Consider the following 19,805-nt stretch of genomic DNA (forward strand, 5'->3'; position numbering starts at 1 on the left):
CCTAAAGCAAAAGTTCCTTTTTCCTTTTGAAAATTATGAAATAAAGAGGTATATCTTTGTTCTACCAATGATTATTGTTAAAAATCTTTATTTCCTATTTCAACGGGGAGCGGATCCAGGGTTATAAAAACAAATAGAACTCTCAAAATCTTAGTGAGAGAATGCTATTTGCACCCTTTTATTTTAATTTCCCGCCAAATACCTGGAAGAAGCTATGCTCACCATAATTCTGAATGTGCTCAACATTCTTTAAAGTCTCCCTATCGTTTTTATTGCATGAATAACCCTCCGAACAAAACTTCTAGCTTTTTTGTCTTTGGGGTATTTTATTTATTAATAAAACAAAAATAAGGTTAATTCAAACTATGGAGGAGTAAACAATGTGGACATATTTCTGGGAAGCTATACTATTTGCATCAGCAGGAACCCTCATCCTTAGATTAGGAGGAAGAAAATCTATTTCACAAATGACGGTCCCACAATTGGCTATAATTATTTCATTAGGAACTATACTTGGTGGAGAAGTAGCTGGAAAGGGAGTTGCTAACTCCATTCTGGCTGCTGCTACTTTTGTTGGATTTCTGGTAGTTACTGAATGGATTTCTCTGCGCTGGAACAGAGTAGAAAAGGTTTTGAAAGGAGAAGCCGTTCCTGTCATTTCTGAAGGGAAACTCTTATTAGACAACTTAAGAACTTTAAGAATTTCTGTGGATGACTTGGAAAAACGTTTAAGAATGGCAGGTATTAATCGGATAGAGGATGTTCAAGCTGGTACAATCGAAAATAATGGAGAATTAGGTTATAGTTTGATGCCGAATGCAAGACCAGTCACCATGGGAGATTTGGAACGGATTTTGAAAGCTAATTTCTCCCAAAATAATATAGCTAATTCGAATAACAAGGATGACATATTCAACGAAGTAATTATAGGTGAAAATTCTAAAGAAGTTTCAAATCAACTGCATTAAATTACATTCAAGTTTTTAAGTATAGGTCTGCTTTCGCAGACCTGTACTATATTTATTTTGATACTAAATTAATATGCCATATAAAATCGTGCTGCTAAATTAGGTTATTGCACTCTTCCCCATTTCCTAAAATCATTCAAGACATTTATTACTTCATATTTACAAAATCATTTATTTTATCTCGATGCCCAATAACGGCTAACTTGTCTCCGTCATTTAAAATTTGATCGGGAGAAGGAGAAATAAACAGTTCCTGTTTTTTAACGATTGCAATGGCATTTAAATCATATTTTGCTCTTAAATCAAAATCCCGTAAACTTCTCCCCGACATACTTGAAGGAATGACAATTTCCTCTATATTGTATTCATTTGACAGTTCAATATAATTCAACACATTAGGTAAAAGAAGCTGATGGGCTACACGGGCCCCCATATCTCTTTCAGGATGAACAACCCAATCCGCGCCCACTTTTTCTAATACTTGTCCATGACGTTTATTGAGGGCTTTCGCAATGACTTTTTTAATGCCTAATTCTTTTAAAAGTAAGACGGTTAAAACACTTGCATGCATGTCATTCCCTATTGCAACAATCACATAATCAAAATTACGTATACCTACCGATTTAATAGATTCCTCTTCAGTGGAATCAAGTACAACTGCATGCGTCACAAATTCTTTCCCATTCTCTACTCGATCTTCATTTATATCAATCCCAAGCACTTCTTGCTTTGCTTCAAATAATTTGGAAGCTATACTCGTTCCAAATCGTCCTAATCCAATAATTGCGTAACTTTGCTTTGCCATCTTTCTACATTCACCCCATAAGAGAACATTTTACTAGCCAATTAATATTTTTTCCTCTGCAAATCGTACTTTTGATTCTTTCTGAGTTCTTAAAAGTGCAAAAGCCATTGTTAAAGGTCCAAGTCTTCCTATAAACATCAAAATGGTTATTAAAATTCTTCCAGCGGGCGTTAAATCTGGGGTTAAACCTGCTGTTAAACCAACCGTGCCAAAGGCAGAAATCGTTTCAAACAGGATTTTGCTCATTTCTGCTTTTTCTGTATAGGTCAGTAAGAAAAAAATGATAAAGTTAAAAATAATAGCTGCAACCACGATCGATAAAGCCCTATTCACATATTGCCATGAGATTCTTCTTTTGAAGATATTCACATCGTTTCGATTCGTCAGGACGGCCCAAAAAGCGAACATGATAATGGCGTAAGTCGTTACTTTTATCCCTCCGCCAGTGGATCCAGAGGATGCTCCTATAAACATTAAGGCCATCATAAATACTTGAGATGAGAGGGTCATTTGAGAAATATCGATCGTATTAAATCCTGCTGTACGCGGCACAACACCTTGGAAATAGGATGCCCAAAGTTTATCTCCCAACCCAAAGTGACCAATCGTCGAAGGATTACCAAATTCTGAAATGAATATAATTAGTGTTCCTAAAATGTTTAGAATCAGTGTCATCAATAAAGCTACTTTTGAATGCAGAGATAATTTACGAAAAGATTTTTTTCTATAAATATCTAAGATGACAGTAAAACCAATACCTCCAATAATAAAAAGGAGGGTGATAACAATATTGACAGTCGGATCTCCTACCCATTTACTAAGGCTGTCAGATTCTAACCCAAAACCAGCGTTATTAAAGGCTGAGATCGAATGGAAAACGCCATAATAAATTGCTTTTTTCAATGGCATCTCATACGCCCATCTTATCGCTAAAATAATGGCACCGATTAACTCAACGATAAGGGTAATAAGAATAATTCGCTTTACTAAGTGGACGACTCCGGAGAGTGTAAATACATTTAATGAATCTTGAAGTAATAATCGTTCCTTTAATCCAATCCTTTTTCCTAAAATAATAAACATAAATATTCCTGTCGTCATAAATCCCCAACCGCCCATTTGAATTAAACAAAGAAGAACGATCTGACCAAATAAAGTAAAGGTAGTTCCCGTATCAGCAACGGCTAGACCTGTAACACAGACTGCAGATGTGGCTTCAAATAAAGCATCAATAAAGTTAAGGCCATATCCATGTTCATGTGTAGCAACCGGCAACATAAAAAGACAAGTTCCTATTAAAATTAAGCTTCCGAAACCAATAACAAGAATTTGGGCAGGATTTAATTTAATCAAATTCCCTTTCTTTTTAAGCAATTTCATATTAATCTCCCTTAAAAATCATTTTAATCAATCTTTATTTATCAAAAAGAGCCACAGAAGAAATAGTTCAAATGGCTTTAAAAGCAAAATTCATCAACAAACAAAACTAATCATCTATTAGCATTCTCTAGATTAAAATTGTTTGTAGGAATTTGGAAGTTATTCTTCTAATTTCACAAGTTTCTCGATAATTTGGTTTTGTTCTTGTTCAGCCACTTCATTCGAAATAATATCTTCTTTTATCAGTTTTTCAACGGCGTCATGTTGTGCATATAAGGCATGTCTTTGTAAGATCGTTTGCTGTTTAACTTTTAATTCAGGATTCTTTCTAAATAGTTTCTCCATATGGGTCTGCAATCCAGATAGCTCTTGTTCATATTGTGTTACTAGCTCTTGTGCTGCCGTTTTTGAAATAAACAACTTTTTACTAATTGATTTTATTTCCGTTATGGCCGTTTCGTATCGGTGTCCACGTGTGATTATTTCTTCATATTCTTTATATCCTTCTTCTTTTTTATTAACCGCTAGGAAGGATATAAGAGGTTTTATAGAAAGTCCTTGAACGATTAACGAGAATAGAACCACACTAAAGGCAATAATTAAGATATCCTCCCGTCCTTCAAAATGACGAGGAAGACTTAAAACTAAAGCAATAGAGAGTGATCCCTTTAGGCCTCCCCAATTGATAACATGCCTCCAGGCAGAAGGGAAATTCTTAGTTAAAATCAGACTAGCATATACCGCAAGGCTTCTTGCTATCAGTACAATTAAAATGGAAATTAAAATCAAACTCCATTTGTCGCTGAAATTAATCTTAGTTATTTCTAATCCCACCATTAAAAAGACAACAGAGTTCGCTAGCAACGCAGTAACATCCCAGAAGTTATTGATGTTGAGTTTCGTTGTTGGACTCATCCCAATTTTCGCCCCATAATTTCCAAATATCAAGCCAGCCACAACCACAGCAATAACACCGGAAGCGTGGACAGATTCACCTAATAAGAATGAACCATAAAACAGAATAATACTAAAGATGATTTCCATAGGATAATCATCAAATTGTTTGGTTAATTGTGAAAAACCAAAGCCAAGTGCTCCCCCAATGATGATCCCCAGTGAGATTACTTTGATAAATTCCCATAATCCATAACCCACCCCTCCTGCTCCAAGGTCAAGGTATGTAAGTAAATAAAAGGCGGATATTTTAAAAAGAACAACCGAGAGTCCATCATTAAATAAACTTTCACCTTCAATGACAGTTGCAAGTCTTTTGTGTACTCCGACGCTTTTAAAAATAGACAAAACACTGACTGGATCCGTAGCACTCATTAAGGCAGCAAATACAAAAGCCTTTGGGATCGAAAAATCCAACAGCCCTATCATTAATAAACCAATTATAAAAAATGATAAAAGTGTACCTCCAAAAGCTAGAGCCAGAATGGGCCCTTTATTCTCTTTTAAATGGGAGAAGGGCAGTTTTAATGATGCTTCACCTAATAAAGCAGGCAAAAACAGTGTAATAATAACAAAGTTAAAAACTTCCCCTTCTGTAATGAAATCCTTTAATTGTTCTAAAACAGGAATGTTTACTAGTCCAATCACAGTTCCAACAATCACTAATGCAATGGGATAAGGTCGATTGAATTTTTTTGCAACAGCAGTTACACCTGCTGCAATCATTACTAAAATAAGACTAAGTTCAAAAATGTGATGTAAATCTAATTCAGTCACTTTAATACAGTACCTCCTCAACTTATCAGGTGATTACTTTACTTATTCTCTACGTTTTTTCAGGCAGGTATTTCATGCATTTTTTTAGTTTATGTTTATAAATAAGATACCCTATCACAGAAGAAGTAGTTACACCTATAGAAAAAATATAAAATAAGGTTTTTCTAGTGAACCCCCTTTTTTTTCAGTATATCTAATTTCGCTTCACTTGATGGAGGAACCCTATCTTCGTCCAACATCTTTTCTTTACCTTGCTCATTGATTGAATTATGACTAAAAGGAAAATAAAGAGAGTAGGTTACCAACTCTCTTTATTTTCCTTAGATTTATTACCTATTCTATTAATTATACAAACATTTCATAAACACCTATGATTAATAACATTAGCCCCGCAACTATATTTGAGTATTTCCCAATATTCTTCCCACAAATCTTATTCCCAAGTTTTAATCCAAACCAAATGGAGAGGACCGAAAACAATCCAATCGAAATTGTTGCTAAAACTGGAGAAACTCCTGTTATTCCTGCCCCTAGTCCCATTGCAAGGCAATTTATCGCTAATGCAAATCCTAAAAAAATTGACTCTTTTAATGATATAACCTTATCATCATTTACATCTGCTAAATTTGGATGAGTTATTACTTGTGTATAATTTGAATCAATTTTTACTTCACCCATCGCTTTTTTTTCAAAAAAGGAATCCAATATACATTTAATTCCAATGCAAATGATGATGAATCCTCCTAGTAGATTGGCAATTTGTATGGTGATAAAAGCTGAAATGAGTCTTCCCGCAATGATGGAAAGATAAGCACACAACATGGAAACGATGCCGATAATCAAATTAGAGATAAATGGAATCCGTGTTGATTTTAAACCATATGAAACACTTATTCCTAAATTATCAAGATTGGAGGCAATACCAATTAATAAGATAGATGCCAGATGCATATTTTCCTCCTATGATTTACATTGGTCTAAGTTGATCTTTATGTGTATTTATATATTCAAATGGTTTTAATTATGTTAAAAGAAATTATGGGTCCCAGTTATACATAATTCCATTAAGACGTCAAAAAAGGAACTCAGTTTGAGTCCCTTAATGAATACTGTTTTCATTTTTATTAAATGCTAAATAATCATATTTTCATCAGTTTCTAGAACAGTAATTTGTTTTTGTTTTCGTCTATAAACGATTTTAGAAAACAAAACGCTTATTTCATACAATAATATTAGTGGGATCGACACTGAAATATGAGAAATAAATTCTGGTGGAGAAATCATGGAAGCAATTAAAACCAGAAGTAAATAAGCATACTTTCTTAATTTAACGATCTTGTATGGATTAACCAAACCTAATGTAGTTAAGAACATTGAGACAAGCGGCATTTCAAAGGCGACCCCAAAAGGTAAAGTCATATTAATTAAAAAACTAAAATATTTATCTGCTGTAAACGAGGCAGTCATTAAATCTTTCCCCAAATTAATGAGAAACCTCATAATATTCGGAAATATAAAGTAATAACCAAATGCCAACCCTCCTATAAAGAGAAAAAACATAGCAGGTATATACGCTAATGTAACCCTTCTTTCCAATGGGTTTAAGGCTGGTTTGACAAATAGCCAGATTTGCCATGCAGCCACTGGGATAGTCCCAGCTACTGCCACAACAGTGGCTATGTGAAAATAAATCCACATGATATCACTTGGTCCCAAAATCATTAACTTGTATCCTAGATCCCCCATGAAAAAAAGATAGATATTTTTCACATAAACAAGTCCTAAAACAAGGAATAAAATGAAAGCAACCACAGAAATAATTAATCTTTTTCGTAATTCTTCAAGATGATCAACAAAATAAAGTTCTTTATCCATCACAGTACCTCGCCTGCCTGTCACAAATTTATTACCTTCTCCATCTTATTACGCTATAACCCTTTTCCATCTTACTCTTCTTCTCCAACTCACTCATTCCATAAAACACCTTTTAGTTATTATTGTAAAATTAAATCATTTACTTACAGTTAATGATTTAGTTACAATTTGGACTGCAATAGCATCATCAATATATCCAATTGGAAATATGTAATCAGGAATGACGTCCACTGATACAATAAAATAGATTAGTGCACTTCCTATTATGGCAAGTTCTCGTGATGTTCCTCGATTCAAACGGAATTTCTCATACAAGTCTTTAAGCTGACTTATAAATGGACCAATACTGCCAATTTTCTTCAGTTTTTCACCAAAATTATTCAGAATAGTTCCTTTTCCCTCTTCAGTTTGTGCATATTGTTCATAATTAGCTAATTGACAGTCCACACTTACAATACTAAATTGATTATCTATTATATTGGAGGATTCAAGGAAATTTTGAATACTCTCAACAGACTTAAGAAGATCTGATTGTTGTAATCCCTCTTGTTCCATTGAATAACCCGCAACCACAAATAACTCTGAGATAGGGACATTTAAATGTTCGGCAAATTTTTGTAAATGTACAGGATTCGCCTTGCGTTTCCCGTTAATAATCCGTGAGATAGTGGCTGTGTCAATATTAGTCAGTTCACTAAGCTTCCTCATGGATAAAGAGTGTTCTTTTAACAACTTTTTCATATACAAACCTAGTTTTTTATCTGATTTATCTTCCGTCATATCAAGTTTCCTTTCGATAGTTTAATTAAGTGAATTTCATATAAAAATTAAACCTCTATTAAACCATTAAAAAACTGTGAATTTATCCTTTAAAATGTAAAATCATTTAAAAATATACATAAATGTTGACAAATTGTCAACACCCATTCCTGTTTTCTTCATTTATTGATTTTCTGTGAATTAAAATCCTTCCTAAAATTGATGGTAAAAAGTAAATACTTCAAATGTGTTAGAACTTCTTGAATACCGTTTTCTGTAGTAATGTTCCTTTCTCCTCCTATTAGTCTACTAATCGTAGGGCCGGCTCCTAGAATATGATATAATCATATTGGAGGTGAATTATGGAAGGATTTCAGGAGGATACTGAAAAATGGTTTAAGAATCCCCGAAACCTAGTCATTTTAAAAATTTTTATCCCTATTATTCTTGGCATTATTCTACTAATCGTAAAGAAAATTTGGGGCGACTCCCTCCTCTCCTATACCCAAGAACACAAGTGGTTTATATTGACTGGTTTTACGGCAGTCATTCTCTACATAAGTTGGGCCTTTAAAGATTTCTTTACCAACCATAAACAAAATTTGCGGAGAACATGGTATTTCTTGTTTATGGTGGGGATCGTATTGCTGCTCACTCAAACAGGTTTTAATGTGAAAGATTGGCAGCAATATTCTTTGTTAGCAGCGATGTTTATCTTTGTCGATTTGGCCTTATTTCTTACTCCCTCTATAAAGAAAATCGGCGGAGCGGAAATGGAACAAATCAATGAAGTGGAAAGCGTCAATAACGAAATGAAGAAGGTTATTGTCCAAACGCAAAATAGAAGTTTGCAATTCACCAATATATTGGACATGATGCAAATCTCATCTTTTAAAACCCAAGAATGGGATGAAATCGAAGTTTATCAGGAGAGTTTAGAGGATTTTTTATTTACATACGGGGAAACCTGCAGACAAGAGATTACCGTCTTTAAGAAAGACAATGATCATTTTTTTAAACAAGAAGTTGGCACCGTACTCGGAGTGAATCTTACCGAAGAACAAATGCATTTGATCAATGACAATATCGTCGTTCATGTTGATAAACAAACCGTTCTAATTCCCTATCTCGAAAAAGTGTTCCCAGTGGTGATTTCGATTGAATCGGAAAAAGAACATGTCTTGGATATAGACATAGACCATATCATTAACCTATGTTTGATCCATACTTGGTTAAAAAAACCAGAAGATGAACAACCAAATTGGCAAACGTTGTAGATAAACAAGTGTTAGTTTGGTAGAATAAGGGTAATATGTAGGAAAGGAGTGGATATAAATGCCAGAGCGTACGAACAAAACAGAGGGAAATGTAGTCACGATGGTTGGAAGACGCAAAGGTAGAGTAAAGTCTCCTTTTTTACAAGAGAAGGCTACGCGAACAGTTCCACAAACTTCTCCATCATTGTATACGAGGGAATTATTTAAAAGAAGCGATGAAGCTGTAGATCGCTTAAAGGATAGCCATTACGGTGAAGTGAGACGATAAGACAGGATTTTAATCCTGTCTATTTTTATTGTGTCTCATAAGGAACAATGTTTCTTTAAAGGCTTTTTGATTAAAACCCTCATAATCGGACCATACAGACAATATATATGTACAAGCATTTGTATGGGAGATGATGTGGTGAGTGTTAGAAAAAAGAAAAGTCCTTTTTTATTGGATCAGCCCTCAGGGTCCATTCCAAAGCGTGACCAGGATCATAATTTACTTCTAAATTTGCATAAGAAATTGAAAGACAATATTGATAAATTAAAAAAAGGCAGATAGGTGTAAGTTAATTCCAACAAATCTGCCACCTTCCCAATAAAAACCGCCTCCCTAGGGAGTACAAAATGAAAGATAAACTTAATTGTCTCTTCCAGGTTTGTAATGATAAGGATCACTTTGATGTCCCGTAATTTCATTATTATCGATAGACAGCTGTCCATCGTCGTGGTACGTTGCTAAGGTAATATTCTCTATTTTTTCTCCTCTCTTTTCAAGTTCTCCGATTAGCCAACTATAGTCTAATTGTAAATATTTTAAATTATGATAAACAACTTGACCGTCCATAATCAGCGGGATAGGAATGTACTCTTTTTTTACCTGTAAGTTCAAATCTTTTGGTTGAACGGGACGATAGTCCGACTTAGGGATCACACTAATACTTCCTGTGGCCTCCATCACGGCAATCGAGATACTTTGAATATCTGTGTACCCTTTTACTCTTAAATGTGATAATAATTCATTCATGGGCATCCGTACCTTCTTCAACGCTTTTCGGTCTATGTCACCATTATGAATTAAAACGGTAGGACTCGCATATAACATCCATCTTAGTTTATTATGTAAGGATAAACGGATAAAAATCTTATATAAAATGACTGTGATTCCAGCATAGGTAATCGCTTTTCCCATATTCATTACTTCCACAGGGGAACTAATAATATTGGTAAGAATTAGGATATACAATAAATCAAAGGTGTGCATCTGAGCGACTGCCTTTTTTCCTGTAAACCTTAAAAGCAAATAACCTACCACAAATACTAAGGCTGTCCGGTAAAATGGTTCCAAAATTGGCATCTCCCTAAAACAAAGGCTTAACAGTGTCTGAAGTACCTTTAGTATTAGAAGTTTTATTCCCACCTAAACAACCTAATCGAATTATTTAATGAACGTTGGCTCGTGTAATCACTCCATACTTTTCAGATCAAATGTTTCCCCAACGAAACTTTTTTTCTCCTCTGTTACTTAGTTAGCACAGCGACAAAAGGTTTCTCTAGACCCACTTGATTCTTTTGTTTCATAATGGAAAAGGATAGAAACGTGGGGGAAGTAAAATGGAAGAACAAGCCTATTTGGACTTGAAACGCGGAGAACGTGGAGCAATAATAAGTATTATTGCTTATATTTGTTTGTCTTCAATAAAATTAATGGTTGGATATTTGGCAAATTCTGAAGCTCTAAAAGCTGATGGATTAAATAATGCGACTGATATCATTGCCTCAATTGCTGTACTTATCGGGTTAAAACTATCACAGCGACCTGCTGATGATGATCATCCATACGGGCACTGGAAAGCGGAAACGATTGCCTCCATGGTTGCATCGTTTATTATGGTGGTGGTCGGGATCCAAGTGACATATGAAGCAATTTCTAGTATTTTTCATGGCCGGAATGAATCTCCTGATTTAATCTCTGCATGGACAGGCATCTTTTGTGCGGTAGTTATGTATTTTGTTTTTCGATATAACAAAAAATTGGCCAATGAAATTAATAGCCCGTCTGTCATGGCAGCCGCAAAGGACAATCTGTCAGATGCCTGGGTAAGTGTAGGAATATTCATTGGTATCTTGGGTACCCAGTTCGGTCTTCCTTGGCTCGATCCGTTAACCGCCATTATAGTAGGGTTGCTTATCTGTAAAACTGGCTGGGAAATTTTTAGAGAAGCATCCCATAATTTGACGGATGGATTCGATGAAAAAGTCATCGAATTATACAAAGAAACGATCGATAATTGTTATGGTGTCAAAGGTGTAAAGGATATTAAAGCGAGAAATTATGGTAATAACGTAGTGGTTGACATTGTCATCCTAGTCAATTCTAATCTGGATGTTCGTGAAGCTCACGATATTGCAACGGACGTGGAGATGAAATTAATCGAAGTCCATCATGTTTATGATGTTCATGTCCATGTAGAACCTAATTAGGTTTATATCATATAAAAGGTTCAAATATATGATTAGCGATTGAAATCACAGCAAAAAAAGAGACTTTTTGAAAAGTCTCTTTTTTGCTGTTCATGTATTTACTTCGTTTTTTCATCCAATTCTTTCAACGCATCAGTAAGTTGGCTGTTTAAGTTTCCTAAAGCCTCTTTATCCAACGTCGCTGCTTCTGAACCTGCAATGGTTGGGTCTAGATATGTTTCAATTTTCTCGTATAAATCTTTGTTATCCTTCTTAACGTCATCTTCAAAAGAAGACCATTGATCCTCTAATTGCGGTCCAACTTCCTTTACTTTTGCCTGATCACCGCTATCAATTGCTTTTGACAATTCTTTCGTTGTGTCCAACATTTTATTTACACCATCTGAAACTTTTTGATCGGTTGAACTACTACACCCTGCTAAAACTAATGCACTTCCAAGACCCAGGGCTAAAACTAGAGATGTTATTTTCATCATGACAGCTTCCTACTTTCAAAGTTTGTATTTTTTTCCGTACTCAGTTTTTTGTTTTTCAATCTTTTAAATAAAATGATCATAACGGCAGCTGCAACAAGGATTGCCTGTGGAATAGTACTTTCCCATGAAGGATAAAGTGCAAAAAATTCAATACTTGGAATACTTGATGAATTCGTTGTTTGAATAAAACCGGCTAGCTGAAGACTGTGTATTCCCATCCCGGTAAACTTAATACAAAGGTAAAATACGATGATACTAGAGACCATAAAGAATGGGCGTAACGGTAGTTTCAAACCGATAAATACCATTAAGTAGGCTAAAACCCCAAGTATCGCAGCTCCAATTAGAAAACCAATTAATAAAGACTGGAGACTTATTTGACTAGCCATTCCAATGTAAAATAGGACTGTTTCCGTTCCTTCACGAAATACCGCCAGAAAGGCAAGTACGCCCAAAGAAACAAGCTTACCCGTGGTTAAAGCAGTTTGGCTTTTTTCACGAATATATCGATTCCAATCAGCAATATTGGATTGACTATGAAGCCAATAACTCATGTAGAGTAACATGACTGCTGCAAAAACCCCAGTCCATCCACCGATCAGCGCATTATTATTACCAAAAGCTCCGGATGAAATAACAAATTTCACAATGATGGCAAGGATTATGCTAACTCCAAGTCCAGATAATACCCCTGACCAAATCCAGCCTTTTCCTTTACCGGTTCCTGACTTTTTCACAAAGGACATTAGAGCAATAACAACCAATAATGCTTCCAGACCTTCACGAATTAAAATCATCGCTGCATCCCAGTATGTGTATTGAGATTTGTTCGCTAGAGGAGTTAAATAATTCACCATGTTATCTATAACTCTATTTGCTTGTTCGTAATTTGGTGGATTAGCAGATAGTATGGCCTGAATGGTAACCAGATCTCTTTCAGAATCACTGTATACAGAGGCTGATTGAGCAACCACTACCCCTTCAACATCTAACCAACTATCACTAGCTTTTTTTATCCCTTTTAGTGCTTCAGCTTGATTTTGTTCTTTTACCTCTTTCTTTACTTCTTGTAAAAGTAAGATAAAATCATCTAAAGATAGATCTTTGTTCGTAACAGCTGCTTCCTTTGGATAACCACCAGCTGAAAATTTGTCGTTAGTTGCTTTTAAATCTTTTAGTGCCACTAAAACTTGATCTGGTTTTTTAATAGTTAAGGCGTAAACGACCTTTCCCATATTTGATTCAATATCTCGGTAGGCAGTGGCCGAATCTGCTTTTATCCCTTCTTCAATTTGTCTCCAGGTTTTGTTAAATTGATCATATGCCTTTTTTGCTCCCGAAAGTTCCCCTTTCGATGCTAAATCTATAGCTTGATCAACTGATACGTTCGCCTTCTTCATCTCTTCTTTTGAATTTCCAACTGCTAACGCAGGAGTATGTACCCCCATACCAAAAATTAATAGAAGGATAGATATCAAAAGTAATAATTTCTTGCCCATAGGGTCCCCCTAGTTGTCTATGATTTTTAATTGATAATGAATATCGTTTTCATCTATAAACATCATATTCCATATGAGAATGATTGTCAATTAGTGTTTTATTATTTTGACAATAATAATAGCTCTACCTTTACAGGGTTAGCTATATAAAAAAAATCGCCGCAGCGATCTCTAGAGAGTTTAAGCACTCATTAAAGAAAAAATATATCTCATCTATTTTTTAAATGCCTGAATAAAGACAAATGAATTAAATGTATGCTTAAAAGAACTGGATAGATTAACGCCGAGTAGGAGTCTTTTGATTCCTTTAAACCAAGTCCGGTTACCATCGATATCTTTTAATGGCTTTAATTTTTTTACCCTCTCCAATTAGGCTGATTAATTCATCATGTAAATCTGCTGTAACCTCATCAGGAAGGCCAATATGTTTGGCGATTTTATTTAATGTTGCGTTGGTACGAGCAAGGTCACTTCTTAATTGGCTAATGGCACTTATGATAATAGTTAATAAGAGGCCTACTGAAAATTCCCAGAATGACTAATTCATCCACATGATCACCGCAGGATATTCTTTTATTCTCAAATATTATTAAAACAGGATGATTTTAATCGAAACTTTGCTACATCCTTTCCATTTTAAACCATTTGATTTTCTCCAAACAGCCATATAGGAAAAAAACTATAAAATTAGGCCTTTATCCAATCATGATGAGGTAATCACTCATAGTCTACTGTAACTTTAAAGGAAAGGATGATATTTATGTATCCATACATATATATCCATCACTACCATCCGTGGTATAGCCATTTCGCCGCTCCCATTATTATTCCTCCACCGCCGGTACCGCCTGCTGCCGTTACCTATCGGTATTTATTAGTGCCCTACTCAGCGAGAAATAACTATACTCCCTGAATTTAAAATGCCTTATTGAACATACTAATAGGTAGTTTATGACGGTAGGGAGAATGTAGATTGCCTAATAAAAAGAATGATGAACCTCCCCATTTCACTTTAGGTGGTATCATGCTCATTATTTTTATCGTTATTTATTATACAATTGCTATAATCATAAAATAAATACCTTACACGAGAATTTTACTCTTCAATAGGATGATAAAAGCAAAAACAGGACCTCCATCCTGTTTTTTATTTTGCGTTCTTTCTTTCTTCCCTTCCACCCATCTGATTTTTAAGTAAGATATCCTCGCCTTATCTCGTCTATAAATCCATCATTATTTAGACGTAAGTTGATTTTGGGGGAAAAAGGGTACAAACCTAAAGCCTGTCTCCTTCGTGATACATATAAATACAGTACAAACCTACAAGATGGATAGATGGCAGGGAGGGATAATAGCACAGCAACAATGGAGGTAATGTCGTCTCAGGGTAGATCCTGAATGATCAGCTAGATGAAAGGAGATTATTATGATTGATTTAACCGTTTGGATAACCATCATTACCTTTTTGGTTACCCTCGGCTTTATTCTTTGGAGACCTAAAGGTATGAACGAAGCAATACCTGCTGCAATTGGGGCCATTATTGTCGTACTATGTGGAGGTGTCTCGTTATCAGACCTGGGGATTATTGCAGAAACGATTAGTGGTGCCGCTATTACAATTATGGCAACCATTGTTATGGCGATTGTTTTAGAAAGTTTTGGTTTCTTTAATTGGGTTGCGGAAAAATTGGCTGCCAAGGCTAAAGGTTCAGGGATCCGTTTATTCTGGTATGTCAACCTTTTATGTTTTCTCATGACTCTGTTTTTTAATAATGATGGAAGTATCTTAATCACCACCCCCATTCTTGTCATGTTATTAAACAACATGGGCTTGAAAAATCATCAAAAAATCCCTTATTTGCTTTCAGGGGGGTTAATTGCCACGGCTTCGAGTGCTCCAATCGGCGTGAGTAATATTGTTAACTTAATTGCTCTCAAAATTGTCCACATGAGTTTGTATTTGCATACAGCGATGATGTTTGTACCCGCAACATTAGGTCTGCTCTTACTAGTGGGGCTTCTGTTCTTACGGTTTTACAAAGTCCTGCCGAAAACCATACCAACGAAAATTTCAGGATTGTCGTCAAAATCTTACCATCCACTCAAACCAGTCCTTCAGCATGGCTCAGACAAAGACCGTTCCAGATTTATGCGAAATGTACTATTATTCGTGTTCGCTGTCCGAATCAGTCTCTTTGTCGCCTCGTTTGTGAACATTCCCGTTTCTCTTATGGCCGTTTTCGGATCACTTGTTCTGTTAGCATGGAGATGGGCGTATTTAAAAATCCCGCCTGGGGATATGCTGAAAAAAACACCTTGGTATATCATCGTTTTTGCTTTTTGTATGTATGTGATCATTTACGGTCTGAATAACATTGGGTTAACAGATTGGCTGATCACATTTATGCAGCCAATTGTTTCCGGAAGCCTGTTACATGCGAGTGTGATGATGGGTGTTCTTCTAACCGTACTCTCTAATATTTTTAATAATCACCCTGCGCTCATGGTGGGGACACTTACGTTAACGCATATGCATCTAGATTTGCTCTCCTTGAAAATTGCCTATCTAGCAAACGTGATTGGCAGTGATATGGGAGCCTTATTGCTGCCGATGGGGACACTCGCTACGTTGATGTGGATGCACATTGTGAGAAAAGGAAAAGTGAAAATTACTTGGTGGGAGTATGTCAAAATTACCGGAGTGGTGATTCCTCCTACAGTATTATTCACATTAGTCGTATTATATTATTGGGTTTCATGGCTTTTTGGCGGTGTACTTCAGCAATAGGATGACATTAATAAAAGGAGAATGAGTATGCTTATAGATTTTGAAGATTTAGAGGGAAAGAATATAGAGGTGGAAATTTCAGGAGGCATTATTCACAAAGGGACCTTACTGGACAGTGGATTGGACGTTATCGTCCTTTATGATTATAAAAATCATTCTTACCTCTATATCCCCTTTATTCATGTTCAAAGTATTAAAGAAACGGTTCTAGACAAAGGAGAGGATGATTCCTATCAACCTCTTACAGAAAAACCAATTGAGACGGATGGAATCTCGTTTCGGAAAGTATTAACCAGTGCTAAAGGATTATTTGTCCAGGTATATGTGACGGGGAATAAATCCATTCATGGCTATTTAACAAGCATCATGAATGACTATTTTGTCTTTTACTCCCCAGTGTTCAAAACGATGTATATATCAATGAATCATGTCAAGTGGTTAATTCCGTTTCCACCTGATGCAAAACCTTATTCTCTAAACAAAGAAATTTCATCACGAAAGCCTTTAGCCATTCCTTTAGCCCGATCCTTTGATGAGCAATTGAAAAAATTAGAAAGTCAACTGGTCATTATTGATGGTGGAGACCAGTCTGAAAAAATCGGCTTACTCCAAAAGATCCGCAATAACAAAATCACGCTTATTACAGGTGACGGAGTCCCGGTATTACGGAATGTAGAGCATATTAAAACCATTCAATTACCGTAACTAGGAACATACGCAAAAGGTTATTATTTGAAAAGGAAAGAATGATGCTAACATGCTTATTCAAAAAAAATAATCCACCCTATGTTTGCAGACAAGGATGGATTTCTGACTCACCTATTAAGTTGGTTTGTGACCGTGTCGTTCCGAGACACGGTTTTTTTTAGTGTACCACCTATTATTATGATATGTTTTATATTTTATTTTGTTCAAGTTATAGGAAATAATCCTCATTTTATGATCAGTTTTTTACAATTTTATTTCTTTGATTGTACCATTTAAACAACAGAAAAATAAGAGTAATAATAAGTGCGATAATAATAACAGGAGTAACAAATGGTTTTGCAGCCTGATTAATTTGCTCCCATTTCGCTCCTAAATTCATGCCCAAGCAAATAAATAAAACGGACCATGGAATAATGGCAATAAGTGTATAAAAGCTAAATTTGGAAAATGGCATTTTCGCTATACCTGCTGGAATAGAGATCGCATGACGAACAACTGGAATAAAACGCGCCATAAAAATAACACCAGATCCATATTTACTAAACCAATGTTGTGCAAGATCGATGTGAGATGAACGAATCAATATATATTTTCCAAATTTATCAAGAAAAGGTCTTCCACCATATCTGCCTATCCAATATAAAAACCACTGAGCAATAATACCGCCAATCGAGCCTGCGACAACTGCTCCCAAGAAAGAGATTTTTCCAATCGAAACTAAATAGCCCCCATAAGCTAATACAATTTCACTTGGGATGACTTCGACCATTAAACCCAAGGCAATACCTAAGTATCTCAGACTAGAAAGCAAATCAAATAACGTTTGAATCAAATGTGACATAAGAATGTAAAACCTGCCTTTGATGTTAGTATAAAAAACTTTTCCTTTAAATCTGTACCCTGCACTCTAAACTGTTTCAATGTACTAAGGATTAGAGGGGCTGTTCAATCCGTTGTTACCAGTTATTAATTTAAGCTGAGAGCCACGACAATCCCATTTTTAATAATTTTTCGTTTTCTTCTCACTTGGTACACTCTTGTTTACTAATGGCATTCTATTATAAAGATTAATCATTCTCTTTGATATCGGATGTATAATCGGGCTGATTTTATAAATAAAGATGCTCACAATGGCTGCAACAACCAGACTTCCTATGATGTCAAATGGATAATGATGGCCAACATATACCCGAGAGATACCTGTTAAAACCGCGAATAAGACCATACCGATTCCCAATTTTCGGTGACGGTATAGTACGGCAAGTGCTAAAGAAAAGGCTCCTGTTCCATGATCACTTGGAAAGGACGCATCAGATGAATGACTAATTAACAGATTAACCTTGTGGGACACAAATGGACGGGGTTCAAAATAAATATGACCGATGACGACATTAATGAACAATGCGATGATACCAGTAATGGCTGCCAAAACAACCGTATTTTTATATTTATCTTTTCCGAAGAACCACATTAGAAGTAAAACAACTGCATAAATGATTAAGGCATTTTGTGTGACAAAAACCATTAACCCATCTAGGATTGGATGATGACCGGCAGCTTGATTAATATCTTTAAATAATTGATAGTTCATATTTATTCCCCTTGTTCTATTCTTTTTAAGAGTAGTGGTATATTCCCTCTTCTCCTCTACAATTCATTAATTCTTACACAAGGCACATCACGACTTGATAATTCTTTAAATACTTTTTTTAATGCCGTAATGGTATTCATCGGAGCATCAACATCCGCTCCAGCTGTTTCTCCACAATCATGCAGTAGGACAACATCCCCGTTTTTGATATTCTGTAACAATCTCTTTTCTACTTTTTCACTGCCGCCTTTACTGCGCCAATCTTCCGCCATGACCGACCAATGGATGATCTTGTACTGTTTCATCAGTAGAAAATCAAGTAGAGTTAATAATCCCCATGGTGGACGATAGTAGATCGGACGTTCGCCCGTAATTCTTTTAATGATCGAAGCGGTCTTATTTAGATGACGTCGAATCGTCCAAGGAGCCATCACCCAGTTGGATTTGTGGACGTAATTATGAATGCCAATTAAGTGTCCCTCATCATGCATTCTTGCGATTAACTCTGGGTACTTCTCCGCTTTAGAACCAACCACAAAAAATGTTGCTTTAATATTATGTTTCTTTAACAGGTCTAAAAGCTGCGGCGTATAGACCGGATTGGGACCATCATCAAAAGTAAAGGCAACTTTATCAGAAGTGTCTTTACTTTTTAAGACCCCGATACCGGCACCCGCAGTTAGAATAAATGGGATTACCCAGTAAACTCCTACAAGAAACAATACAAGTAACCCGAACTTAATCATTTCCTGTACTCCCCTTTTTTCGATCATTTTCTACCTTTTTAGTGCCTTTATCCATCGTTTTTCGTAAGACTATGCTTATGACAGAGGACGAAATAAAAAGTCCAGCGCCAATTATGAAAGGAATCATTCTTCCATGTTGCACCCCTGCAAATAAAGTACTTACTGATATTGTATAAGGCAGTATTCCTAAGGCTGTCGTCCATATAAAAGCCTTTTTGTTCACTTTTAATATACCTGCACCATAATTGATGAAATGATAAGGAACCAAAGGTACAAAACGGATAATTAAAAGTCCTATATCCCCTTGTATTCTCAACCATCGATCAATTTTTTCTAGATAAGGTTTTGCCAATGGTTTAATAATGGGACGAGCAATCCAATTGGATAATTGATACGCAAGGAAAGCCCCTAATATACCGCCAATCCAAGAATAGAATCCACCTGCAACTGGACCGTATATTTCAATTAGAAATAAAGAGACAAATTCGCCAGGCGCAGGGATGACATTTACGATCGTTTGAATCAAAATTCCTACTACTATCCCGAAAACGCCTAAGTGGCGAATTGAACCAAGCCATGTTTTTGCCGTTCCTGTATGAAGGAAATATAAATAAAGTCCCGTAAAAAGTAAGAAGATAACTAAACTGCCAATCGATAGAGAACGTGTGATCGTTAACCTTTTTTCCTTGTGTGAAACTACTATTATATTTTCCATCGTTCCCCTTCTTTC

The 19,805-nt window shown here is 35.7% G+C and carries 21 protein-coding genes; 8 read left to right on the plus strand and 13 right to left on the minus strand.

Going from position 1 to position 19,805, the window contains the following annotated elements:
- The first annotated feature begins 380 nt into the window (after positions 1-380).
- The gene (locus J7E81_RS12420) at positions 381-968 is read left to right on the plus strand and encodes a DUF421 domain-containing protein (RefSeq protein WP_215042506.1); all 588 of its coding nucleotides are present in this window, start codon (positions 381-383) and stop codon (positions 966-968) included.
- 148 nt (positions 969-1,116) lie between these two features.
- Here the strand turns inward: J7E81_RS12420 and J7E81_RS12425 are convergent, their stop codons facing one another.
- The 6 genes from J7E81_RS12425 to J7E81_RS12450 form a co-directional block, all read right to left on the minus strand.
- Positions 1,117-1,773, minus strand: coding sequence for a potassium channel family protein (locus J7E81_RS12425; RefSeq protein ID WP_215042507.1), 657 nt, complete (start codon positions 1,771-1,773; stop codon positions 1,117-1,119).
- Positions 1,774-1,806: 33 nt separating this feature from the next.
- Positions 1,807-3,153 carry a TrkH family potassium uptake protein gene (locus tag J7E81_RS12430; protein WP_215042508.1) on the minus strand — a complete coding sequence of 449 codons (1,347 nt, stop codon included), beginning with the start codon at positions 3,151-3,153 and terminating at the stop codon, positions 1,807-1,809.
- A gap of 159 nt (positions 3,154-3,312) precedes the next feature.
- Positions 3,313-4,884 (minus strand): cation:proton antiporter, encoded by a 1,572-nt coding sequence (locus tag J7E81_RS12435; protein WP_215042509.1) that lies wholly within the window; start codon positions 4,882-4,884, stop codon positions 3,313-3,315.
- Positions 4,885-5,229: 345 nt separating this feature from the next.
- On the minus strand, positions 5,230-5,835 hold the full coding sequence (gene ytaF, locus J7E81_RS12440) for a sporulation membrane protein YtaF (protein WP_215042510.1): 606 nt from the start codon (positions 5,833-5,835) through the stop codon (positions 5,230-5,232).
- Positions 5,836-6,015: 180 nt separating this feature from the next.
- Complete coding sequence (tatC, locus tag J7E81_RS12445) at positions 6,016-6,762, minus strand: twin-arginine translocase subunit TatC (RefSeq protein ID WP_215042511.1); 747 nt, start codon at positions 6,760-6,762, stop codon at positions 6,016-6,018.
- A gap of 132 nt (positions 6,763-6,894) precedes the next feature.
- Positions 6,895-7,539: a helix-turn-helix domain-containing protein gene (locus J7E81_RS12450; protein WP_215042512.1), complete on the minus strand. Its 645-nt coding sequence runs from the start codon at positions 7,537-7,539 to the stop codon at positions 6,895-6,897.
- A 341-nt stretch (positions 7,540-7,880) separates the two neighbouring features.
- On the opposite strand from J7E81_RS12450, the gene J7E81_RS12455 reads away from it, so the two are divergent.
- From J7E81_RS12455 to J7E81_RS12465, 3 genes are all read left to right on the plus strand, one after another.
- Positions 7,881-8,795: a type II toxin-antitoxin system SpoIISA family toxin gene (locus J7E81_RS12455; protein ID WP_215042513.1), complete on the plus strand. Its 915-nt coding sequence runs from the start codon at positions 7,881-7,883 to the stop codon at positions 8,793-8,795.
- 58 nt (positions 8,796-8,853) lie between these two features.
- Entirely contained in the window at positions 8,854-9,063 is a 210-nt protein-coding gene (locus J7E81_RS12460) for a hypothetical protein (protein ID WP_215042514.1), read from the plus strand.
- A 138-nt stretch (positions 9,064-9,201) separates the two neighbouring features.
- The gene (locus J7E81_RS12465) at positions 9,202-9,345 is read left to right on the plus strand and encodes a hypothetical protein (RefSeq protein ID WP_215042515.1); all 144 of its coding nucleotides are present in this window, start codon (positions 9,202-9,204) and stop codon (positions 9,343-9,345) included.
- A gap of 78 nt (positions 9,346-9,423) precedes the next feature.
- Here the strand turns inward: J7E81_RS12465 and J7E81_RS12470 are convergent, their stop codons facing one another.
- Complete coding sequence (locus tag J7E81_RS12470) at positions 9,424-10,131, minus strand: DUF421 domain-containing protein (RefSeq protein ID WP_251028612.1); 708 nt, start codon at positions 10,129-10,131, stop codon at positions 9,424-9,426.
- Positions 10,132-10,397: 266 nt separating this feature from the next.
- On the opposite strand from J7E81_RS12470, the gene J7E81_RS12475 reads away from it, so the two are divergent.
- Positions 10,398-11,267: a cation diffusion facilitator family transporter gene (locus J7E81_RS12475; RefSeq protein ID WP_215042517.1), complete on the plus strand. Its 870-nt coding sequence runs from the start codon at positions 10,398-10,400 to the stop codon at positions 11,265-11,267.
- Between the two features lie 98 nt (positions 11,268-11,365).
- Here J7E81_RS12475 and J7E81_RS12480 read toward each other — a convergent pair whose 3' ends face one another.
- Together J7E81_RS12480 and J7E81_RS12485 are read right to left on the minus strand one after the other, a co-directional pair.
- On the minus strand, positions 11,366-11,740 hold the full coding sequence (locus J7E81_RS12480; RefSeq protein WP_215042518.1) for a hypothetical protein: 375 nt from the start codon (positions 11,738-11,740) through the stop codon (positions 11,366-11,368).
- Positions 11,740-13,242 (minus strand): FTR1 family iron permease, encoded by a 1,503-nt coding sequence (locus J7E81_RS12485; protein ID WP_215042519.1) that lies wholly within the window; start codon positions 13,240-13,242, stop codon positions 11,740-11,742. The genes J7E81_RS12480 and J7E81_RS12485 overlap by 1 nt, the downstream gene beginning before the upstream one ends.
- 760 nt (positions 13,243-14,002) lie before the next feature.
- On the opposite strand from J7E81_RS12485, the gene J7E81_RS12490 reads away from it, so the two are divergent.
- The 3 genes from J7E81_RS12490 (at position 14,003) to J7E81_RS12500 (ending at position 16,735) form a co-directional block, all read left to right on the plus strand.
- A complete protein-coding gene (locus J7E81_RS12490) occupies positions 14,003-14,155 on the plus strand; it encodes a hypothetical protein (RefSeq protein WP_215042520.1) in 153 nt (50 codons plus the stop codon).
- Between the two features lie 513 nt (positions 14,156-14,668).
- Complete coding sequence (locus tag J7E81_RS12495; RefSeq protein WP_215042521.1) at positions 14,669-16,030, plus strand: arsenic transporter; 1,362 nt, start codon at positions 14,669-14,671, stop codon at positions 16,028-16,030.
- Positions 16,031-16,057: 27 nt separating this feature from the next.
- Positions 16,058-16,735 carry a DUF2642 domain-containing protein gene (locus J7E81_RS12500; protein ID WP_308162207.1) on the plus strand — a complete coding sequence of 226 codons (678 nt, stop codon included), beginning with the start codon at positions 16,058-16,060 and terminating at the stop codon, positions 16,733-16,735.
- Positions 16,736-16,973: 238 nt separating this feature from the next.
- Here J7E81_RS12500 and uptA read toward each other — a convergent pair whose 3' ends face one another.
- From uptA to J7E81_RS12520, 4 genes are all read right to left on the minus strand, one after another.
- Complete coding sequence (uptA, locus tag J7E81_RS12505) at positions 16,974-17,579, minus strand: undecaprenyl phosphate transporter UptA (RefSeq protein ID WP_215042523.1); 606 nt, start codon at positions 17,577-17,579, stop codon at positions 16,974-16,976.
- A gap of 159 nt (positions 17,580-17,738) precedes the next feature.
- Positions 17,739-18,329 (minus strand): undecaprenyl-diphosphatase, encoded by a 591-nt coding sequence (locus J7E81_RS12510; RefSeq protein WP_215042524.1) that lies wholly within the window; start codon positions 18,327-18,329, stop codon positions 17,739-17,741.
- Positions 18,330-18,385: 56 nt separating this feature from the next.
- Positions 18,386-19,075, minus strand: coding sequence for a polysaccharide deacetylase family protein (locus J7E81_RS12515; RefSeq protein WP_215042525.1), 690 nt, complete (start codon positions 19,073-19,075; stop codon positions 18,386-18,388).
- Positions 19,068-19,790 carry a TVP38/TMEM64 family protein gene (locus J7E81_RS12520; RefSeq protein ID WP_215042526.1) on the minus strand — a complete coding sequence of 241 codons (723 nt, stop codon included), beginning with the start codon at positions 19,788-19,790 and terminating at the stop codon, positions 19,068-19,070. The genes J7E81_RS12515 and J7E81_RS12520 overlap by 8 nt, the downstream gene beginning before the upstream one ends.
- Positions 19,791-19,805: the final 15 nt, after the last annotated feature.

The sequence above is a fragment of the Bacillus sp. ISL-18 genome (genome assembly GCF_018613415.1).
Lineage (GTDB): Bacteria > Bacillota > Bacilli > Bacillales > Cytobacillaceae > Neobacillus.

Coding starts and splice junctions, on each gene's coding strand:
- J7E81_RS12485 (WP_215042519.1), bottom strand. CDS start 13,242: ATGGGCAAGAAATTATTACTTTTGATATCTATCCTTCTATTAATTTTT.
- J7E81_RS12420 (WP_215042506.1), top strand. CDS start 381: ATGTGGACATATTTCTGGGAAGCTATACTATTTGCATCAGCAGGAACC.
- J7E81_RS12520 (WP_215042526.1), bottom strand. CDS start 19,790: ATGGAAAATATAATAGTAGTTTCACACAAGGAAAAAAGGTTAACGATC.
- J7E81_RS12475 (WP_215042517.1), top strand. CDS start 10,398: ATGGAAGAACAAGCCTATTTGGACTTGAAACGCGGAGAACGTGGAGCA.
- J7E81_RS12480 (WP_215042518.1), bottom strand. CDS start 11,740: ATGAAAATAACATCTCTAGTTTTAGCCCTGGGTCTTGGAAGTGCATTA.
- J7E81_RS12430 (WP_215042508.1), bottom strand. CDS start 3,153: ATGAAATTGCTTAAAAAGAAAGGGAATTTGATTAAATTAAATCCTGCC.
- J7E81_RS12450 (WP_215042512.1), bottom strand. CDS start 7,539: ATGACGGAAGATAAATCAGATAAAAAACTAGGTTTGTATATGAAAAAG.
- J7E81_RS12460 (WP_215042514.1), top strand. CDS start 8,854: ATGCCAGAGCGTACGAACAAAACAGAGGGAAATGTAGTCACGATGGTT.
- J7E81_RS12425 (WP_215042507.1), bottom strand. CDS start 1,773: ATGGCAAAGCAAAGTTACGCAATTATTGGATTAGGACGATTTGGAACG.
- J7E81_RS12495 (WP_215042521.1), top strand. CDS start 14,669: ATGATTGATTTAACCGTTTGGATAACCATCATTACCTTTTTGGTTACC.
- uptA (WP_215042523.1), bottom strand. CDS start 17,579: ATGTCACATTTGATTCAAACGTTATTTGATTTGCTTTCTAGTCTGAGA.
- J7E81_RS12515 (WP_215042525.1), bottom strand. CDS start 19,075: ATGATTAAGTTCGGGTTACTTGTATTGTTTCTTGTAGGAGTTTACTGG.
- J7E81_RS12455 (WP_215042513.1), top strand. CDS start 7,881: ATGGAAGGATTTCAGGAGGATACTGAAAAATGGTTTAAGAATCCCCGA.
- J7E81_RS12490 (WP_215042520.1), top strand. CDS start 14,003: ATGTATCCATACATATATATCCATCACTACCATCCGTGGTATAGCCAT.
- ytaF (WP_215042510.1), bottom strand. CDS start 5,835: ATGCATCTGGCATCTATCTTATTAATTGGTATTGCCTCCAATCTTGAT.
- J7E81_RS12510 (WP_215042524.1), bottom strand. CDS start 18,329: ATGAACTATCAATTATTTAAAGATATTAATCAAGCTGCCGGTCATCAT.
- J7E81_RS12500 (WP_308162207.1), top strand. CDS start 16,058: ATGCTTATAGATTTTGAAGATTTAGAGGGAAAGAATATAGAGGTGGAA.